The sequence below is a fragment of the Nocardia yamanashiensis NBRC 100130 genome, assembly GCF_001613325.1.
GTDB classification, from domain to species: domain Bacteria; phylum Actinomycetota; class Actinomycetes; order Mycobacteriales; family Mycobacteriaceae; genus Nocardia; species Nocardia yamanashiensis.
On the sequence record NZ_BDCD01000009.1, the window covers coordinates 177,627 to 195,241 of the forward strand.

Below are 17,615 nucleotides of genomic sequence, written 5' to 3' on the forward strand. Positions count from 1 at the left end.
TGGCTTGCCGATTCAGTTCGCCAGAATAGCGAAGCCCTTTCTTCCAGCGTGCCCGTGGCCAGTGACGGCATGCTTGCGAGAAGGTGAGTTTTACGTGTCGGCTCAATGCCCGAGGCTACCGGCCAGCACCCGCGGATGTTCCTGCTCACGTTCGTGCAACAGGGTGAAGTAGCGGCGCAGCATCAGCACAGCGGTGGTGGCGAGTCCCGCGGTCAAGCCCCACCACACCCCGGCCGCGCCCAGATGCGCCGGAAACGCAAGTAGCAATGCGGTGGGCAATCCCACAGCCCAGTACCCGACCAGGGACAACCGGAACCCGGCCTTGGTGTCCTTCAGGCCGCGCAGCAGGCCGACGCCGATGTTCTGGGCGGCATCGAAGAACTGCAGCACGATGGCGATGAGCAGCAGCGTGTGCGCCAGCGCGACGGTATCGGCGTCGGTGTCGTCCAGGAACGGCCGCAGCACCCAGTCCGGGGCCGCCACGTAGACGATGCCGGTGAGCGCCGCCACCGCCGCCGCGTAGCGCAGCGCCAGCCACGCCACCGAACGGGCATGCGGGAACTCGTCTTTCGCGACCGCCTTGCTGACCAGGATGGACGCGCCGTGCGAAAGTCCGATCGCCACTTGGAAAACGATGTAGACGATCTGGTAGACGACATTGTGCGCGGCCAGCGCGGCGGCCCCGATACTGCCCATGACCAGTGCCAGCACCGAGAACATGCCGGCCTCGGAGCCGTAGGTGAGCGCGATGGGAAAGCCCAGGCGCAGTTCGGCTTTCACCGTTCCGGCGTGCACCGGCCACATCCGGATCGGCAGCGTCGCGCCGAGTTTCGCGTCCCGGCGCACCATCGCCCAGAACACCCCGAAGGTGATCAGGAAGACCAGCGAGGTGGCCACGCCGATACCGGTCAGGCCGAGTTCGGGCAGGAAGAACCAGCCGTGCATGAGCGCCAGCGCGAGCACCACGTTCAGCGCCACCGAACCCAGCGTCACCAGCAGCAGCGCCTGCGGGCGCTGCATGCCGACGGTGTACTGGCGCAGCACCTGGAACCACAGGCAGGGCAGCAGGCCCGGGGCGAGCGCCACCATCATGGGCCGGGCCTCGGCCAGCACCGCGGCGTCCTGCCCGAGCCAGCGCAGCGCCCAGCCCAGGCCGATCAGCAGTGCGCCGCCGACGATTCCGGCGAAGGTGGCGATCAGGAAACTGGAGCGCACCACCTCCCGCACCTCGGCGTCGGCGGTGCGCCCGCGCTTCTCGGCGCGGCTGACCACCGTCGCCACCTGATTGCCGGTGCCGGTGATCAATCCGACGCACATGGTGCGAATCTGGTTGAACAGCACCAGCGCCAGCCCGCCCGCCGCCACCTGCCGCACGCCGAGCGTGCCCATCAGCGCGATATTGGTGGTGGACACCGCCACCTGCGCGAGCTGCGTCAGCGCGATGGGCGTGGCCAGCGCGGTGAGCTGGCGCCCGTCGGACTGCCGGAGGCCGAGGTTCATTCGGCCACGACCCCGTCCTGCTGACCGGCGGGCACGAGAATGGTGTGGGCGTAGGACGGGCGGCGCGGCTGGTTCCGGTGCCGCGGCCGGTAGCGATCCAGCAGTGCGGCGATCCGGCTCTCGGTATCGGCGTCGATCAGATCGCGATCGCTCATCCAGTCGTCGTCGAAGACGGTGTCGAGGTACTTCTCGCCGCCGTCGCAGACGATGCTGACCACGGTCGACCCGGCCGGGAATTCGTCCATGCGCTCCAGCGCCGCGCATACCGAGCCGCCCGCCGAGCCGCCGATCATCAGGCCGAGTTTCGAAGCCACCACGCGGGCCGCGGCGAAGGCGTCCACATCGGAGACCTTGACGCCCTCCTTGAGCAGCCCCAGATCCTCGGCCACGATCTTGCCCGGATCCGCGCCCTCCGGCGTGCCGGTGCCGGACTGCCAGTACGGCCCGGCCGGACCGCCGAAGGCGATGGAGCCCACCGGTTCCACGCCGTACAGCAGCGGTTCGTGCCCCAGATCGCGCAGCCGCCGGGCCGTCCCGAACATGGAGCCGCCGGTGCCGACCGCGGAGATGAGCACGTCCACGCAGCCCAGCGTCTCCAGCAGTTCGTCCGCCAGCGCGTAGTAGCCCAGCGCGTTGGCGTCGTTGTTGTGCTGTTCGGTGAAGTAGGTATTGGGGGTGCGCCCGGCCGCGAGCGCCGCCGCGCATTCCTCGCGGGCCAGCCGTTCGGCCAGATCCTCGCGGGCCGAGGTCGCCAGGCTGTCGGAGTCGCCGCCGTCATCGACGTAGACCAGCTGTGCGCCCATGGCTTTCATTGCTCGCAGTTTGTCCTTGCAGGCGTGGTGATCGACGACCGCGGTGAAGCGATACCCGCGTTCGGCCGCGACAACCGCCAGCCCGAGTCCGGTATTTCCGGAAGTGGACTCGATGATATGCCCGCCGGTTGCCAGCAGGCCGCGGCGTTCGGCGTCGTCCACCATGGCGCGGGCCATTCGAATTTTCGCCGTCCCGGTGGGATTCATATGTTCGAGCTTGAGGAACAATCGCGTACCGGTTTCGGTGGCGGCCAGCTCGAATAGCGGCGTCTGCCCGATGAGGTCTGTCACGCGGGTGGTGACAACCTGCATGTCCGTATCTCCTTGCGGGTGAAATGTGCGCGGATGAGTTGGTGCGGCCGGTCAGCGGAGCGCCGTTGTCCCGTCGAGGGTCCAATCGAATTTTGCACCCTCGGCGTCACGCAGGACGACCTTGGGGGGAATCGGCAATTCGTGAAACGTCGATTCGTTGCTGTCCATCTGATAACCGGCGGTATTCGGGTAAATCAGCAGATCGCCCGGACGGGCGGCGCGGGGGAACGGAATGCGCCGCCAGCTGATCATGTCGTCCTCCAGGCAGCTGGCCCCGCCGACACAGGCGGGGGTGACGCGGCCCGGGCGGGGTGGCCACAGCGCCGGATCGGGCAGGTATTCGGTGTCGAACCACTGCTCCGACAGGCTCAGGCTGGAGCCGTTCACGGTCAGGATGGAATACGGATGACCGTGTGCGGTACGGGTTTTGACGCCCTGCACCGCGAAAACCGTGCTGCCCGCGCGATCTACCAGGGCGCGGCCGGGCTCGATGGCCAGCCGGATATCGGCGGTGCGCAGCCGGGCGCCCAGTTGCCGGTGCGCCAGAATGGTTTCCAGCATGGCCGGACCCGGCGCGGGGCAGTGATAGGGGTAGAAGGATTCCGGCTTCGGCGCCCGATCCCGGTGGAACCACAGCGGATTCAGGCCGCGCAGGAAGGAGCGCCAGTGCTCGGCGGGCACGTAGTCCACGCCGAAGCCGCCGCCGATGGAGATGGTGTCGGCCGGATGCCCCAGATACCGGGCCTCGCGGCAGTATTCGATCAGGCGCAGCGCCAGCTCGGCGCGCGGGGCGGCCTCGTAGCCGCCGAGGTGAAAGCTGAAGCCTTCCAAGCGAATCGCGTCGCGGTCGAGGGTGGCGAGCGCCTGCTCGACCTCGCCGGCGGTGAGGCCGAAGCGGCTGTCGGAATGCGGCGGCAGCACCCGCAGCAGCACCCGCGCGCCGGTGCCCGCCAGCCGGTCCAGCTCGTCCGGCGCGTCGACGGCGACGAGGGCGTCGTGCCGCACCGCCGCGCCCAGCAGTTCCTCGGACTTGGCCGGTCCGGTGACGACCAGATCGGCGCCGCGCACCCCGCCGGCCAGCGCGGCCTCCAGCTCCCCGAGGCTGGAAACGTCAACGCCCGCACCGGCTTGCACGCAGGCTGCCACCACGCACGCGGCCTTGTTGGCCTTCTTGCCGTAGTAGATGGTGCCGGGGACGCCGGTGCGCTGGAACACCGCCTGGAATGCCCGGATATTGCGGACCACCCGGGCGGGATACATGACGTGGAACGGCCCGCCGATCGCGGTGGCGAAGACCTCGAGCATTTTCCGGTCCGCGAGCAGTCGCTGTTCCCATTCGTCACGATGGGCCGGCATCGGCAAAGCGGTGATTTCGGATGAATCGGGTGAAAAGTCCAAGGTTTTCGCGGCGGTCGTCAGAACTGTCCCCTCTCGTCTGCGAATCGGGTATTTCTCAGTCCCACAGCGGCACCTCTGTCCCCCGGCCCTCCGCGATCGCGCGCTCGGCCAGTGCGTGCGCGACCGCGATATCGGTGAGCACCAGGCCACTGTTGTACACGAAAATGCGTTCCCCGTCGGTAATACGTCCCACCGCGCGACGCGCGAGAATTTGCGGGAGTTCGGCATCGACCCGGCGTAGTCGGCCGTCCGGACCGGCCATATCGGTTCCGGTGAGCGACATCTGCTCGGCGCTGGTCGCGATGACGCGATCGGCCTCGGTCAGTGTCGAGGGGGCTAGACCGTATCCGACCAGCACCACCGTCGCGCCGGGAGCGAGATCCTTGGCGTCCAGGGCCACCTTGGTGCCCGGGCCGGCGGTGGCCAGCACCACGTCGGCGGTGCGGGCGGCGGCCACCGGATCGCTCACGATCTCCAGCTCGGCTTGCGGATGATGGTGCAGCAGTTGGCGATACACCGACTCCAAGCCCTCGGGATGGGTGCCGTAGAGCATCAGCCGGTTCAGGTGCGGGTTGGCCGCCAGCAGATGGGGGAGGGCGTTGCGGCCCTGGGTGCCGGTGCCGATCAGCAGCACGCTGCGGGCGCCGGGGCGCGCGGTCTCGCGGACCAGCAGCGCGGAGACCGCGGGCGTGCGCAGGGCGCCGATGCGCGAGCAGTCCATCATGGCGATGGGCATGCCGGTGGCGTCGTCGTAGAGCGTGATCGTCGTGTAGTAGCGCTTGGTGCTGCGATCGTGATGCGGATCGAACTTGTAGGAGGTCTTCATGGCCACCACCCGGCGGCGGCCGTCGCGGCCGAGCATGGCGTAGGCGACCGACCAGCCCTCCGGATGGGCGACGCTGAGCTTGCGGGGATTGTCGGAATCTCCCGATGCCAGGGCCAGATACGCCTCCTCGACGGCGCGCACCACCTCGGCCGGGGCGATCGGGACGTCGGCTAGGTCGCTACGGCTGAGCACACGTAGCGGGGTGGGTCTGCTGTTCACTTCGCGGGTCCTCGACTAGTGCGGAACGGAGCCACCACGCACTGCCCGTAGCCGTCCTCGGCGGCCTCGTAGGCGGCGCGCTGGCGCTGTGGCAGCCGGATATTGACCCGCTTGAGCCAGCGGTCGGTGCCGTCGTAGCGGGGCGTGAACGGCACCCGTCCGTGCACCACCACGTCATTGTCCACCAGCAGGATCTCGCCGGGGGTCAAAGCGGCCGTCACACAGACCCTTTCGAGCTCGGACGCGAGCCGATCGTAGGCGGCCCGGAATTCGGCGTCGGCATCGTCGAGTGGGGTATACGCCGGATCGAAACGCAGTGTGGCCTGGCCGTTCTCCTCGTGCAAGGTCACCACCGCCGGGGTGTGCGCGGCGGGGAAATCGCTGCCGTAGGACACGTCCGGCAGGATCGGCAGCGCGGCCCGCCCGAGCCGTTCGCGTTGCGCCCCATCGAGTTCGGCGCGGTGCACGCACGAGACCGTGGTCCCCACCCCGTCCGGATTCCGCAGGCAGCCCAGCATCAGCAGATTGGCCCGGCCCGGATGAAAAGCGTCCTCGGTGTGCGGACTCAGCAGCGTCGTACTCGATGCCCCCGACTGCTCGTGCTCGTGCCCCGGCGTCGGCAGAATATTGTTCACCAGCCGCCCGCCCTGCTGCCCCTGCCAGCCGAAAGGTTCGCCCGCGCAACGCGCCAGCAGCAGCATGGCGATATCGAGTTCGAAGGAGGCGGCGCGGCGCTGGGGATCACCGGCCCACGCGGCGGCCTCCCGCCAATCGTGCGGCGTCTGCCCGAGTTCGGCGTCGCCCAGCGGTAGCCGGCCGATCACCGTGACACCCGCGTCGGTGGCGGGCGGGCGCATGGCCTCGTGCACCGCGTCGGGGAGCCGGCCGTAGCGGGCGTCGATGTGGCCGAGCAGGATCGGATCGGCGAGCGTGGCGGTTGTCTCGGGATCGGGCGTCAGTGTGGCGGCAATCTCAGCCGCGAGATAGCGCACCGCGCGCGCGGCGGATTCCGGCAGGTCGCGTCGTTCGAGTTCCGTGGGGTGAAGCGTCTTACGTTCGGAGAGAACGCTTTTCACCAAGGGGAGTACCTTCCTGACTGGGAGGTGACGTGGTGTTTTCAGGCCCGGTGGGGAAAGGTATTCCCATCTAGAAGATTTGGCAAGGCTTACCTAAAGCGTGTCGTGACAAATAGCTGCGATGCATCAAAGGGCAAGCGGGAGGGTAACCGAACCGCATCGATGCGCGCGACTCGTCTCATCGGCGTTCACGAAGTTGGAAGAAGTACCGATCCATCTGGATGATGAATGGGGTGCGTTTCATGAAGGCCGGTGTCCGCGCCGCTCACTTTCGCGCCGGCCTGCTGGGCTCGGTGTGTGCTCTCGTGCTGCTGACCGGTTGCGGCTCAGTCGATCTCACGCCGATTCCCGACGGCACCCCACCGGGGCTCGGCGCGCCCCTGCCCGTCATCGACCTCGATGCCCCCGGCCGCAGCGCGACGCAGCTCGCCGCCTGGGCCGAGGAGAACTCCGGCATGGGGATCCCGTCGACGTCGCTCGAGGCCTACGGCTACGCCGCGGCCGTCATGGCGCGCTCGCGTCCCGACTGCGGGATCGGGTGGACCACCATCGCCGGAATCGCTTCCGTCGAAAGCAAACACGGCACCCACAAGGGCGCCGACGTGGCCGCCGACGGCAAGGTCACCCCGCCCATCCGCGGCATCGCCTTGGACGGCTCTCCGGGCGTAGCTCTCATCAAAGACACCGACGGCGGCAAGCTCGACGGCGACCCCGTCTACGACCGTGCCCTCGGCCCCATGCAGTTCATCCCCGAAACCTGGCAGCGCTGGGGCGTCGACGCCAACGGCGACGGCATCGCCGACCCGGACAATATCGACGACGCCGCCCTCACCACCGCCCGCTACCTCTGCGCCATGGGCGGCGACCTCACCGCCGCCCCCGGCTGGGAAAAAGCCCTCCTCACCTACAACCAGTCCACCGCCTACATGAAGAAAGTCCGCGACCGCGCCGCCGCCTACAGCGTCGGCCGCAAAGCCTGAGATAGCTCCCAGCGGCAGAGACAGCTTCTGAGCGGGGGTCCGGGGGTGAAACCCCCGGAATTCCCCTTCCCCACCCGGGGAGTGACCACCACGCCGACGGGGCGTTGTCACAGGAGCGCGTGCGCACGTTAGGCTCGGACCCGCACGGACTACCCGTGCGACCTGCCGAGTCAGCAGCCGAAGGAGTGTCGTTTCGTGGCCATCATCGAACAGGTCGGAGCTCGCGAGATCCTGGATTCGCGTGGCAATCCCACTGTCGAGGTCGAGATCGCTCTCGACGACGGCACCCTCACCCGTGCGGCGGTGCCCTCCGGCGCCTCCACCGGTGAGCACGAAGCCGTCGAGCTGCGTGACGGTGGCGACCGCTACAACGGCAAGGGTGTGCTGAAGGCCGTCGAGGGTGTCCTCGACGAGATCGCCCCCGCCGTCATCGGTCTCGACGCCGTCGAACAGCGCACCGTCGACCAGACCCTGCTGGATCTGGACGGCACCCCGGACAAGTCGCGCCTGGGCGCCAACGCCCTGCTGGGCGTTTCGCTCGCCGTGGCCCGCGCGGCCGCCGAGTCCTCGGGCCTGGAACTGTTCCGCTACGTCGGCGGCCCGAACGCCCACGTCCTGCCGGTTCCCATGATGAACATCCTCAACGGTGGCGCGCACGCCGACACCGGTGTGGACGTGCAGGAATTCATGATCGCCCCGATCGGCGCCGCGACCTTCAAGGAATCGCTGCGCTGGGGCGCCGAGATCTACCACTCGCTCAAGTCGGTGCTGAAGGCCCAGGGCCTGTCCACCGGTCTGGGTGACGAGGGCGGCTTCGCGCCGGACGTCGCGGGCACCAAGGCCGCGCTGGACCTGATCGCCGTCGCCATCGACAAGGCCGGCTACAAGCTGGGCACCGATGTGGCGCTGGCGCTCGACGTCGCCGCCACCGAGTTCTACACCGCCGGTTCGGGTTACAAGTTCGAGGGCCAGGTGCGCTCGGCCGCCGAGATGAACGCCTTCTACGCCGAACTGCTGGCGTCCTACCCGATCGTGTCCATCGAGGACCCGCTGTCGGAGGACGACTGGGACGGCTGGGTTTCGCTCACCGACTCGATCGGCGACAAGGTGCAGCTGGTCGGCGACGACCTGTTCGTCACCAACCCGGAGCGCCTGGAGGAGGGCATCGCCAAGGGTGCGGCCAACGCACTGCTGGTGAAGGTCAACCAGATCGGCACCCTGACCGAGACCCTGGACGCGGTCGACCTCGCCCACCGCAACGGTTACAAGACCATGATGTCGCACCGTTCCGGCGAGACCGAGGACACCACCATCGCCGACCTGGCGGTGGCGGTCGGCTCCGGCCAGATCAAGACCGGCGCCCCGGCCCGTTCCGAGCGCGTCGCCAAGTACAACCAGCTGCTGCGCATCGAGGACGCCCTCGGTGACTCGGCTCGCTACGCGGGCGACGTCGCGTTCCCGCGTTTCGCGTTCGAAGGCTAAGAATCCCAACGGAGTTCGAGGTGTGAGATGACGGAGCGACGGGCACGCGGCACCAGTCCGGCCGGACGGGGTGACCGCCGCCCGTCGCGGTCCGCCAAATCACGCACCGGTGGGAAGCGGGCCGATTCGGCGCGCAGCACCACATCGGAGTCGAGGTCCGGGAGCGGGGCGGCGAAGAGCCCCCGCGGCCGGACCACTTCGCGCACGACCGCCGGGCAGCGGGCGGTGGCGCGACGGCGGAAGGCGAAGGCCGGGCGTTCCGATCACAAGATCCTCGGGCTTTCCACGGGCCGCGCGGTGCTGCTGGCCGCGGTGTTGTGCGGTCTGGCGCTGACGCTCGCGGTTCCGCTGCGCACCTATTTCGCGCAGCGCGCCGAGGCCACCCAGTTGGCTTCCCAGCGTGCGCAATTGGAAGAGGACGTGGCCAAGCTGCGCGATCGCCGTGCGCAGCAACAGGATCCGAGCTACATCAAGGCCGAGGCCAAGGATCGCCTCCGCCTGGTCATGCCCGGTGAGACCCCCTACATCGTGCAGGTGGCCGGCATCGAACAGCCGGCCGTGCCGATCCCCGCCGCCAAGACGCGGGAACCCGACCCCTGGTACACGGAATTGTGGCGCTCCATCTCGTCGCCGCAAGCCGCTGCCGCACAACCGAATCCGGCGCAGCCAGCGCCCGCAACAGTCCCGACCGAGGAAGGAAAACCAAGGTGACCGCAGCCGAGAACTCCCGCCGCCTCCCCGGGGACCCCCCCACCGAGCAGGATCTCGAGGTCGTCGCCAAACAACTCGGCCGGGAACCCCGAGGCGTCCTGGAGATCGCCTACCGCACCCCGGACGGCGTGCCCGCCGTGGTGAAGACCGCCCCGAAACTCCCGGACGGCACCCCCTTCCCCACCCTGTACTACCTGACGGACCCCCGCCTCACCGCCGAGGCCAGCCGCCTGGAAACCACCGGCATGATGCGCGAGATGAGCCACCGCCTCACCCAGGACGCCGAACTCGCCGCCGCCTACCGCGCCGCGTACGACAGCTACCTGGCCGAGCGCAATGCCATCGAGGACCTCGGCACCGATTTCGCCGGCGGCGGCATGCCCGACCGCGTGAAATGCCTGCACGTGCTGATCGCGCACGCGCTGGCCAAGGGCCCCGGCCTGAACCCGCTCGGCGACGAAGCCGTGGCCGCCGCCGCCGACAACGGCTTGCGCGGCACCGCGATTCCCGCGGATTGGCCGAAATACGAACCGCGCCAGGCGCAGCCGGAAGACTAGTCATGACCGGCCGGAGCGTGAACCGGCCGGGCCGAAAGGATTCAGCATGACCGAGCGGATCGCCGCGATCGACTGCGGCACCAACTCCATTCGCCTTCTGATCGCCGATGTGGCGCGCGAGAACGCCGACGCCGCACCGCATCTCACCGATGTGCACCGCGAGATGCGGATCGTGCGCCTCGGTCAGGGCGTGGACGCCACCGGCGCGCTGAATCCGGAAGCCGTCGAACGCACCCGGGTCGCCCTGCACGACTACGTGAGCCTGATGGAACAGCACGGCGTCACCAAGGTCCGCATGGTCGCCACCTCGGCCACCCGCGACGCATCCAACCGCGACGACTTCTTCACCATGACCGCCGCCGAACTGGGCCGCGTGGTCCCCGGCGCGGTCGCCGAAGTGATCACCGGCGATGAGGAAGCCCGCCTGTCCTTCGCCGGCGCGGTCGGCGAATTGGCCGCCGACGCCGGGCCTTTCGTGGTGGTGGATCTCGGCGGCGGCTCCACCGAGGTGGTGCTGGGCGACAGCTCCGGCGTCGCCTCCGCCTACTCCGCCGATATCGGCTGCGTGCGCATCACCGAACGCTGCCTGCACGGCAACCCGCCCACCCGCGAAGAGGTCGCCGCCGCCCGCTTCTTCGCCTCCGAACGCCTCGCCCAGGCCTTCGGCGTGGTCCCGGTGGAACGCGCCCACACCTGGGTCGGCGTCGCCGGCACCATGACCACCCTGGCCGCCGTCGCCCTGGACCTCCCCGAATACGATTCGGACAAGGTGCATCTCACCCGCCTGCCGCTGTCCGAGGTCCGCCAGGTCTGCGACCGCCTGATCGGCATGGACCACGATCAGCGCGCCGCCCTGGGCCCCATGCACCCCGGCCGGGTGGACGTCATCGGCGGCGGCGCGGTCATCACCGAGGTGCTGGCCGACGAACTCGCGCGCCGCGCGGGCATCACCGAACTCATCGTGAGCGAGCACGACATCCTAGACGGAATCGCGCTGTCCATCGCCTGATTGGCGATCGTCCAGCTATTCACAGCGCTTGCCGAGCCGGGTTTCATCAGGCCTTTTCCGGGTAAATGTGACGTGAGTCAACCGATGAGGTTGCTGTCAGATTGCCCAATATGGGAAGGTCTGATTCATGTCAGAGGTAGCGCACCCCGCGAAACCGGTCACCGAACGCACCCTGTTCGGCCACCCCATCGGCCTCGCGAATCTGTTCGGCGTCGAGCTGTGGGAACGATTCTCGTTCTACGGCATGCTCACGATTCTCGGCTACTACCTGTACTACTCGGTGACCGACGGCGGCCTGGGCATGGAGAAGGCCACCGCCACCGGCATCGTCGGCGCGTACGGCGGTCTGGTCTACCTGTCCACGGTGCTGGGCGGCTGGCTTGCCGACCGGGTGCTGGGTATGGAGCGCACCGTGTTCTACGGCGGTGTGGTGGTCATGGCGGGCCATATCGCACTGGCCGTCATTCCCGATCTGGCGGGCGTCGCGGTCGGCTTGATCCTGGTGGCATTGGGCTCGGGCGCACTCAAGGCAAACGCTTCCTCGCTGCTGGGCACCCTCTACGCCAAGGGCGACCCGCGCGCGGACGGCGGCTTCACCCTCTTCTATCTGGGCATCAATCTGGGCGCGTTCGCCGGCCCGCTGATCACCGGCCTGCTGCAGTCGCATATCGGCTTCCACTGGGGCTTCGGCGCGGCCGCGGTCGGTATGGCGCTGGGCCTGACCCAGTACGTGGTCTTCCGGCGCAATCTCGGCGATCACGGCCGGGATATCCCGAACCCGTTGCCGCGCAACGCGATTCCGAAATCGGTGGCGTTCGTGGCCGGGTTCGTCGCCGTGGTGGTCATCGCCTGGGTGACCGGGCTGCTGACCCTGGACAACCTGCCCGACGTCACCACCGGCGCCATCGTCGTGGCCTCCATCGCCTACTTCGCCATCATGCTGACCAGCGCGAAGGTCGATGCCACAGAACGCACCCGGGTGCGCGCCTACATTCCGCTCTTCATCGCCAACGCCGTCTTCTGGTCGCTGTTCCAGCAGATCTTCACCGTGCTGGCGGTCTACTCCGACGAGCGCATCAACTGGAACGTCTTCGGCTGGGATGCCCCGCCGAACTGGATCGGCTCCATGGAACCGGTCTGGATCATCGCCCTGTCCCCGCTGTTCGCGATCATGTGGACGCGCCTGGGCAACCGCGCCCCGTCCACTCCGCGCAAGTTCTCCCTCGGCGTGATCGGTATGGGCGCGGCCTTCCTGCTCTTCGCCCTGTTCTCCGGCACCGAGGGCAAGACGGTCCCGATCCTGTTCGTGTTCGTGGTGCTGGGCGGCTTCGCCATCTCCGAACTGCTGCTGTCGCCGATCGGCCTGGCCGTCACGACCAAGCTGGCGCCCAACGCCTTCCGGGCCCAGATGATGGCCCTGTACTTCTTCTCGGTGGGCATCGGCACCTCCATGTCGGGCGTGCTCTCCAAGTTCTACGACCCCTCGCACGAACTCGCCTACTTCGGCCTGACCGGCCTCATCGCCATGGCGGTGGGCGTGGTCGTGTGGGCGATCTCGCCGTGGGTCTCCAAGCACATGGAAGGCGTGCACTGACCGCCCGGCGACACTGAGCTACAACGGCGCCGGTTCGGTCGCGGCCATGCGATCGGCCAGCGCCGTCAGCGTTTTCACGGCGGAGGTCGCGGTGGCGGTGGCGGCGATATCGGCCAGGCCGCTGGTGGCCAGGGCCTGATTCATCACCTTGCGGGTGAGCTGCCCGCGCCGGGTCGGGAACACCAGCACCCGGCGGCGATCGGCGTCGTCCACCTTGCGGTGCACCAGATTGTCGGCGATCATCGCGTCGATCAACCGGGTGAGGGTGGCGGAATTGAGCAGGGTGGCATCGACCAATTGCGACATGGAGACGCCCTCGCCGGCGGCGACGGCATTGAGCACATGCCAACGGCTGACCGAGCTTTCGCCCAGACAGGTCGCGATCGCCCGATCCATTTCCTGTGACGCGCGCCGCACCAGGCGAGTGAGATCGTCCAAGGCGGCCAGCGCGGTGCTATCGTCCACCTCAGCACTGTACAGCGCCGTATGAATTATTTTCACTTGCAAGCACTACGGTGGTGGCTTCCGTGGTAGTCCCCGAATCTCGTCGTGACACGGTGGACATCGCGCTGGTGGTGCCGCTGGGCGGCCCCGCCGGGCTGTTCGGACCGTCCGCGGAGGCCTGCGCCGATCTCGCGGTCGAGGACATCAATGCCGCGGGCGGCATCCTGGAACGCCCGGTGCGGCTGCACCTGGTCGACGCCGGAGCCCCCTTGCCGCGCTTGGCGGCTCGCATCGACGAGATGGTCGGGCGCGGGGTGATCGACGGGGTGGTGGGCTGGCATCTGTCCAATGCCCGCAAGGTCATCACGCCGCGCACCGCCGGCCGGGTGCCGTACGTGTACACCACCTTCTACGAGGGCGGCGAGGATTCCGACGGCGTGTACATGGTCGGGGAAACCCCTGAACAGCAACTTTTTCCGGCCCTGCGCTGGATGCGCGCGGAATTCGGCATCCGGCGCTGGTGCGTGATCGGCAACGATTACGTGTGGCCACGCGAAACCGCCAGGGCCACCGTCGAATACGCGCGCACCACCGACATCGACGTGGTCGGCGCGGCCTTCGTGCCGCTGGGCAGCCGGGATTTCCGCGCCGCCCTCGAATTGATCCACACCTCCACCGCGCAGGGGGTGCTGCTGTTCATGGTGGGCGCGGACTGCGCCGCCTTCAACGCCGCCTTCGCCGCGGCGGGGCTGGACGAGCGGCGGGTGCGGCTGAGCATGATGATCGGCGAGGACGTGCTGCTCGCGGGCGGCGTCGACAGCGCGCGCGGATTGTTCACCGCCTCAGGCTATTTCGAGAGCGTGGTGTCGCCGGCGAGCATGGCGTTCGGGGGCCGCTACGCCGCGCGGTACGGCCGTTCCGCCCCCGCGCTGAACAATATCGGCGAATCCTGTTACGAGGGCTTGCTGCTGTTCGCCTCCCTGGCCCAGCGTGCCCGCAGCCTGGAATTGCGCGCCATCGAACGCACCGCATCGCAGGTCAGCTACCACGGCCCGCGCGGCGAGGTGAGCGTCCGCGGCGCGCACACCACCCAGCCCGTCTACGTCGCGGGCGCGGATCTGCTCCAGTTCGAGGTGCACGCGCAACTGACCGGATGATCGATGGCGGGCCGGGCGAATCCGGCCCGCCACCAACGGTTTTCAGTCCAGCGCTCGCGCGGGCGCCAGCGGCAGATCCGCGGCGACCACCGAATCGGTGTAGGCCGCCGACTGGCACTGCTCGCCACAGTGTTTGGTGAGCGTGCAGGTCAGCGAGGACACCGGGCCGCCGTGGAACGGGCAGTCGTGCACCATGTCCGGGAGTTCGTAGCGTTTGCCGTCCACCACGTCGAGCAGGGTCTGACCCGCCCACAGCGGTTCCTTCTCGATCTCCTCGCGCAGCGGATTCGGCCGCGCCAGATAGTATTTGCCGCCGGTGGCCAGCGCGATCAACGGGGTGAGGGTCATGGCGACGGCCAGCGCCAGATACGGCGACCAGGCTTGCAGGAACTCGCCGAACGCCCCGAAGTAGGCCACGATGGACAGCGCCGAGCCCGCGAGCATGGACACGAAGCCGACCGGATTGATCGGGTACAGGTAGGCGCGCTTGAACTCCACGTACGGCGGGCTGATCTTCAGAATGCCCTTGTTGATCACCAGATCCGCCACGATGGCGCCCACCCAGGCGATCGCCACGTTCGAGTAGAACCCCAGGATGCTGTTGAGCACCGTGAACATATTGCCCAGCATGAGCGCCAGCGCGATGGCGATGTGCAGCGCCAGCCACACCACCCGCCCTGGATGGACGTGCAGCACCCGGCTGAAGAAGTTCGACCACGACAGCGAACCCGAATAGGCATTGGTGACATTGATCTTCACCTGCGAGAGCAGCACCATGACCGTTGCGATGGTCAGCGCGACCGCGTGATTGTGAATCAGTGCGCCGTAGCCGCCCAGGAACTCCTCGATCGGTTCGGTGGCCCGGGTGAAGCCGACCTGCCCCGCGACATAGAACGCCAGGAACGCGCCGCACAGCTGCTTGGCCGCACCCAGGATCACCCAGCCCGGACCGGCCGCCAGCACCGCCGACCACCATCGCCAGGCCGGGGTTTCCGACTTCTCCGGCATGAAGCGCAGGTAGTCGACCTGCTCACCGATCTGCGCGATGAGCGAAAGCGCAACGCCCGCACCGGCTCCGACGCCGACCGCGGTCACATTGGCGGTGCCGCCGTCACCGGCCCAGGACAGGAAGCCCTCGAAACCGGACGGATCGCCGACCGCGATGGTGACCAGCGGCGCGGCGAACAGGATCAGCCACAGCGGCTGGGTCCAGACCTGGAACTTGGCCAGCGCCGACATCCCGTACAGGACCAGCGGAATGATGATCAGTGAGCCGATGATGTAGCCGATCGGCAGCGGAATGTGGAAGGCCAGCTTCATGGCCTGCGCCATGATCGCGCCCTCCAGCGCGAAGAAGATGAAACAGAAACTGGCGTAGATCAGGCTGGTGAGGGTGGACCCGAAGTAGCCGAAACCCGCACCGCGGGTGAGCAGATCCATGTCCAGGTTGTACTTGGCGGCGTAATAGGCGATGGGCACGCCGGTCAGGAAGATGGTGACCGCCGCGACCAGGATGGCGATGACCGCGCTGGCCGAACCGTGCGTGACGGCGATGGACGCGCCGATGGAGTAGTCGGCCAGATAGGCGATGCCGCCCAGCGCGGCCACCGCGCAGGCCATCGGGCTCCAGCGCCGGAAGGATTTGGGCGCGTAGCGCAGGGAGTAGTCCTCGATGGTGTCGCGGGCGGCCCAGGTCTGGAACCGCTGCCACCTTGTCGTGCTCATGGTGTCGTTCTCCTCGCTGTCGAGGCCGTGCTGGGGCCCCGGGACTCAACGAGAAGGACCATAGAGTCAATATTTTCAGATGAATATAATGCATATGAAAATTTACAGGCTGGATACCGGGTCTGATCTCCGTAACTTTCACTTAATCCACTGGTTTCGCCGCCGAGACGAAGCGCCGTTCGTATCGTGGTCAACTGAAATAGCTTCAAATGAAAACAAACCGCCGGGGTTGTCGGCCCCGGCCCGACCGGAGGTATCGCGTGCCCAGCTACGAGTTCGCCTGTCGCGCCTGCGGCAGTTTCGAACGCTCCCACCCGATGGCCGAGGTGCCGGCGGCGGCCCCGTGCCCGACCTGTGCCGCCCCCGCGCGGCGGCGGATCGGCGGCGGGGCGCTGCTGCACGGCGGGACGAGCGCCATGCGCCTGCTCGACGCCACCGCCCGTACCGCGTCCGAGCCCGCGGTGGTGCCGGCCCCGGCGCCGGGCGGGCGCGCCCGCGTCACCCGGAATCCCCTGCACCGGCAACTGCCCCGGCCCTGAGAACTGGAGAACCCATGCCTGAATTGATCTTCCCGCTGGATTCCACCAAGCGGTTCACCGATCAGAAGCTCGTCGGCCACAATCGCTGGCATCCCGACATCCCGCCGGTCGCGACGCTCGCGCCGGGCACCGAATTCCGGGTGCACGTGCGGGAGTGGTTCGACGGGGCCATTCGCAACGACGACTCCGCCGAGGACGTCCGCGACGCGCCGCTGACCACCGTGCACTGCCTGTCCGGCCCGTTCGCGGTGCAGGGCGCGGAGCCGGGCGATCTGCTCATCGTCGACATTCTCGACATCGGGCCCATCCCGCAGGAGGATTCGGGTCCGCTGGCCGGGCAGGGCTGGGGGTACACCGGCATCTTCCCGACCGACAACGGCGGCGGCTTCCTCACCGAGCACTTCCCCGACGCCTACAAGGCGATCTGGGATTTCAGCGGCCACACCACCACGTCCCGGCACATTCCGCACGTGAAGTTCACCGGCATCATGCATCCCGGGCTGATGGGCACCGCGCCCTCGCCGGGCCTGCTGTCCACCTGGAACACCCGCGAGGCCGCGCTCATCGCCACCGACCCCGAACGTGTTCCGCCGCTGGCGCTTCCGCCCGAACCCCGCGACGCCATCCTGGGCACGCTGGCCGGCGCGGACTACGACCGGGTCGCCGCCGAGGCCGCCCGCACCGCCCCACCGCGCGAGAACGGCGGCAATCAGGACATCAAGAACCTCACCCGCGGCAGCCGCGTCTTCTATCCGGTCTTCGTCCCCGGCGCCAATCTCTCCGTCGGCGACCTGCACTTCTCGCAAGGCGATGGTGAGATAACCTTCTGCGGCGCAATCGAAATGGGCGGTTTCATCGATTTGCGCGTGGACATCATCAAGAACGGGATGCAGCTCTACAACGTCACCGAGAACGCCGTCTTCCTCCCCGGCAACGAAGGCCCCGTCTACTCCGAATACCTCGCCTTCTCCGGCACGTCGGTGACCCTCGACGGCGAACAGCGCTACCTGGACTCCCAGCTCGCCTTCGAACGCGCCTGCCTGCACGCCATCGACTACCTCACCACCTTCGGCTACTCCCGCGAACAGGCCTACCTGCTGCTCGGCGCCGCCCCCATCGAAGGCCGCTTCTCCGGCGTCGTCGACATCCCCAACTCCTGCGCCACCGTCTACCTTCCCACCGCCATCTTCGATTTCCCCCTCGCCCCCACCGCCGCCGGCCCCACCCGCATCGACCCCGGCCCCGGCGCGCCCCGCGCCACCCGCTGACCCGCG

General features: G+C 68.1%; 16 protein-coding genes. 9 read left to right on the plus strand and 7 right to left on the minus strand.

All coding sequences use genetic code 11. The annotated features are described in order from the left end of the window. Positions 1 to 102: 102 nt before the first annotated feature. The 5 genes from NY1_RS09860 to NY1_RS09880 form a co-directional block, all read right to left on the minus strand. Positions 103 to 1,500, minus strand: a complete 1,398-nt coding sequence (locus tag NY1_RS09860) for an MATE family efflux transporter (RefSeq protein WP_067710591.1) — start codon at positions 1,498 to 1,500, stop codon at positions 103 to 105. Further along, positions 1,497 to 2,624: a PLP-dependent cysteine synthase family protein gene (locus NY1_RS09865; protein WP_067710592.1), complete on the minus strand. Its 1,128-nt coding sequence runs from the start codon at positions 2,622 to 2,624 to the stop codon at positions 1,497 to 1,499. Before NY1_RS09865 ends, NY1_RS09860 begins: the two co-directional genes overlap by 4 nt. Positions 2,625 to 2,675: 51 nt before the next feature. Further along, positions 2,676 to 3,980: a type III PLP-dependent enzyme domain-containing protein gene (locus tag NY1_RS09870; RefSeq protein WP_067710593.1), complete on the minus strand. Its 1,305-nt coding sequence runs from the start codon at positions 3,978 to 3,980 to the stop codon at positions 2,676 to 2,678. A 97-nt stretch (positions 3,981 to 4,077) separates the two neighbouring features. Next, positions 4,078 to 5,040: an ornithine cyclodeaminase gene (locus tag NY1_RS09875; RefSeq protein ID WP_067710594.1), complete on the minus strand. Its 963-nt coding sequence runs from the start codon at positions 5,038 to 5,040 to the stop codon at positions 4,078 to 4,080. A gap of 23 nt (positions 5,041 to 5,063) precedes the next feature. Beyond that, a complete protein-coding gene (locus NY1_RS09880; RefSeq protein ID WP_067710595.1) occupies positions 5,064 to 6,143 on the minus strand; it encodes a TauD/TfdA family dioxygenase in 1,080 nt (359 codons plus the stop codon). Between the two features lie 242 nt (positions 6,144 to 6,385). On the opposite strand from NY1_RS09880, the gene NY1_RS09885 reads away from it, so the two are divergent. From NY1_RS09885 to NY1_RS09910, 6 genes are all read left to right on the plus strand, one after another. After that, positions 6,386 to 7,123 (plus strand): lytic transglycosylase domain-containing protein, encoded by a 738-nt coding sequence (locus tag NY1_RS09885; RefSeq protein WP_233434265.1) that lies wholly within the window; start codon positions 6,386 to 6,388, stop codon positions 7,121 to 7,123. A gap of 195 nt (positions 7,124 to 7,318) precedes the next feature. Then, on the plus strand, positions 7,319 to 8,605 hold the full coding sequence (eno, locus tag NY1_RS09890) for a phosphopyruvate hydratase (protein WP_067710597.1): 1,287 nt from the start codon (positions 7,319 to 7,321) through the stop codon (positions 8,603 to 8,605). A gap of 225 nt (positions 8,606 to 8,830) precedes the next feature. After that, a complete protein-coding gene (locus NY1_RS09895) occupies positions 8,831 to 9,316 on the plus strand; it encodes an FtsB family cell division protein (RefSeq protein WP_233434266.1) in 486 nt (161 codons plus the stop codon). Beyond that, on the plus strand, positions 9,313 to 9,873 hold the full coding sequence (locus NY1_RS09900; protein ID WP_067710599.1) for a DUF501 domain-containing protein: 561 nt from the start codon (positions 9,313 to 9,315) through the stop codon (positions 9,871 to 9,873). Before NY1_RS09895 ends, NY1_RS09900 begins: the two co-directional genes overlap by 4 nt. 46 nt (positions 9,874 to 9,919) lie before the next feature. Then, complete coding sequence (locus NY1_RS09905; RefSeq protein ID WP_067710600.1) at positions 9,920 to 10,882, plus strand: Ppx/GppA phosphatase family protein; 963 nt, start codon at positions 9,920 to 9,922, stop codon at positions 10,880 to 10,882. Between the two features lie 127 nt (positions 10,883 to 11,009). After that, on the plus strand, positions 11,010 to 12,476 hold the full coding sequence (locus tag NY1_RS09910; RefSeq protein WP_067710601.1) for a peptide MFS transporter: 1,467 nt from the start codon (positions 11,010 to 11,012) through the stop codon (positions 12,474 to 12,476). 18 nt (positions 12,477 to 12,494) lie between these two features. Here the strand turns inward: NY1_RS09910 and NY1_RS09915 are convergent, their stop codons facing one another. Then, entirely contained in the window at positions 12,495 to 12,941 is a 447-nt protein-coding gene (locus NY1_RS09915) for a MarR family winged helix-turn-helix transcriptional regulator (RefSeq protein ID WP_067710602.1), read from the minus strand. 53 nt (positions 12,942 to 12,994) lie between these two features. On the opposite strand from NY1_RS09915, the gene NY1_RS09920 reads away from it, so the two are divergent. Continuing rightward, positions 12,995 to 14,077 carry a substrate-binding domain-containing protein gene (locus NY1_RS09920; protein WP_233434267.1) on the plus strand — a complete coding sequence of 361 codons (1,083 nt, stop codon included), beginning with the start codon at positions 12,995 to 12,997 and terminating at the stop codon, positions 14,075 to 14,077. Positions 14,078 to 14,119: 42 nt separating this feature from the next. On the opposite strand, the gene NY1_RS09925 is transcribed toward NY1_RS09920, so the two are convergent. Beyond that, entirely contained in the window at positions 14,120 to 15,802 is a 1,683-nt protein-coding gene (locus NY1_RS09925; protein WP_067710604.1) for a purine-cytosine permease family protein, read from the minus strand. Between the two features lie 260 nt (positions 15,803 to 16,062). On the opposite strand from NY1_RS09925, the gene NY1_RS09930 reads away from it, so the two are divergent. Then, positions 16,063 to 16,341 carry an FmdB family zinc ribbon protein gene (locus NY1_RS09930; RefSeq protein ID WP_233434268.1) on the plus strand — a complete coding sequence of 93 codons (279 nt, stop codon included), beginning with the start codon at positions 16,063 to 16,065 and terminating at the stop codon, positions 16,339 to 16,341. A 14-nt stretch (positions 16,342 to 16,355) separates the two neighbouring features. Further along, positions 16,356 to 17,609: a formamidase gene (gene fmdA, locus NY1_RS09935; protein WP_067710606.1), complete on the plus strand. Its 1,254-nt coding sequence runs from the start codon at positions 16,356 to 16,358 to the stop codon at positions 17,607 to 17,609. Positions 17,610 to 17,615: the final 6 nt, after the last annotated feature.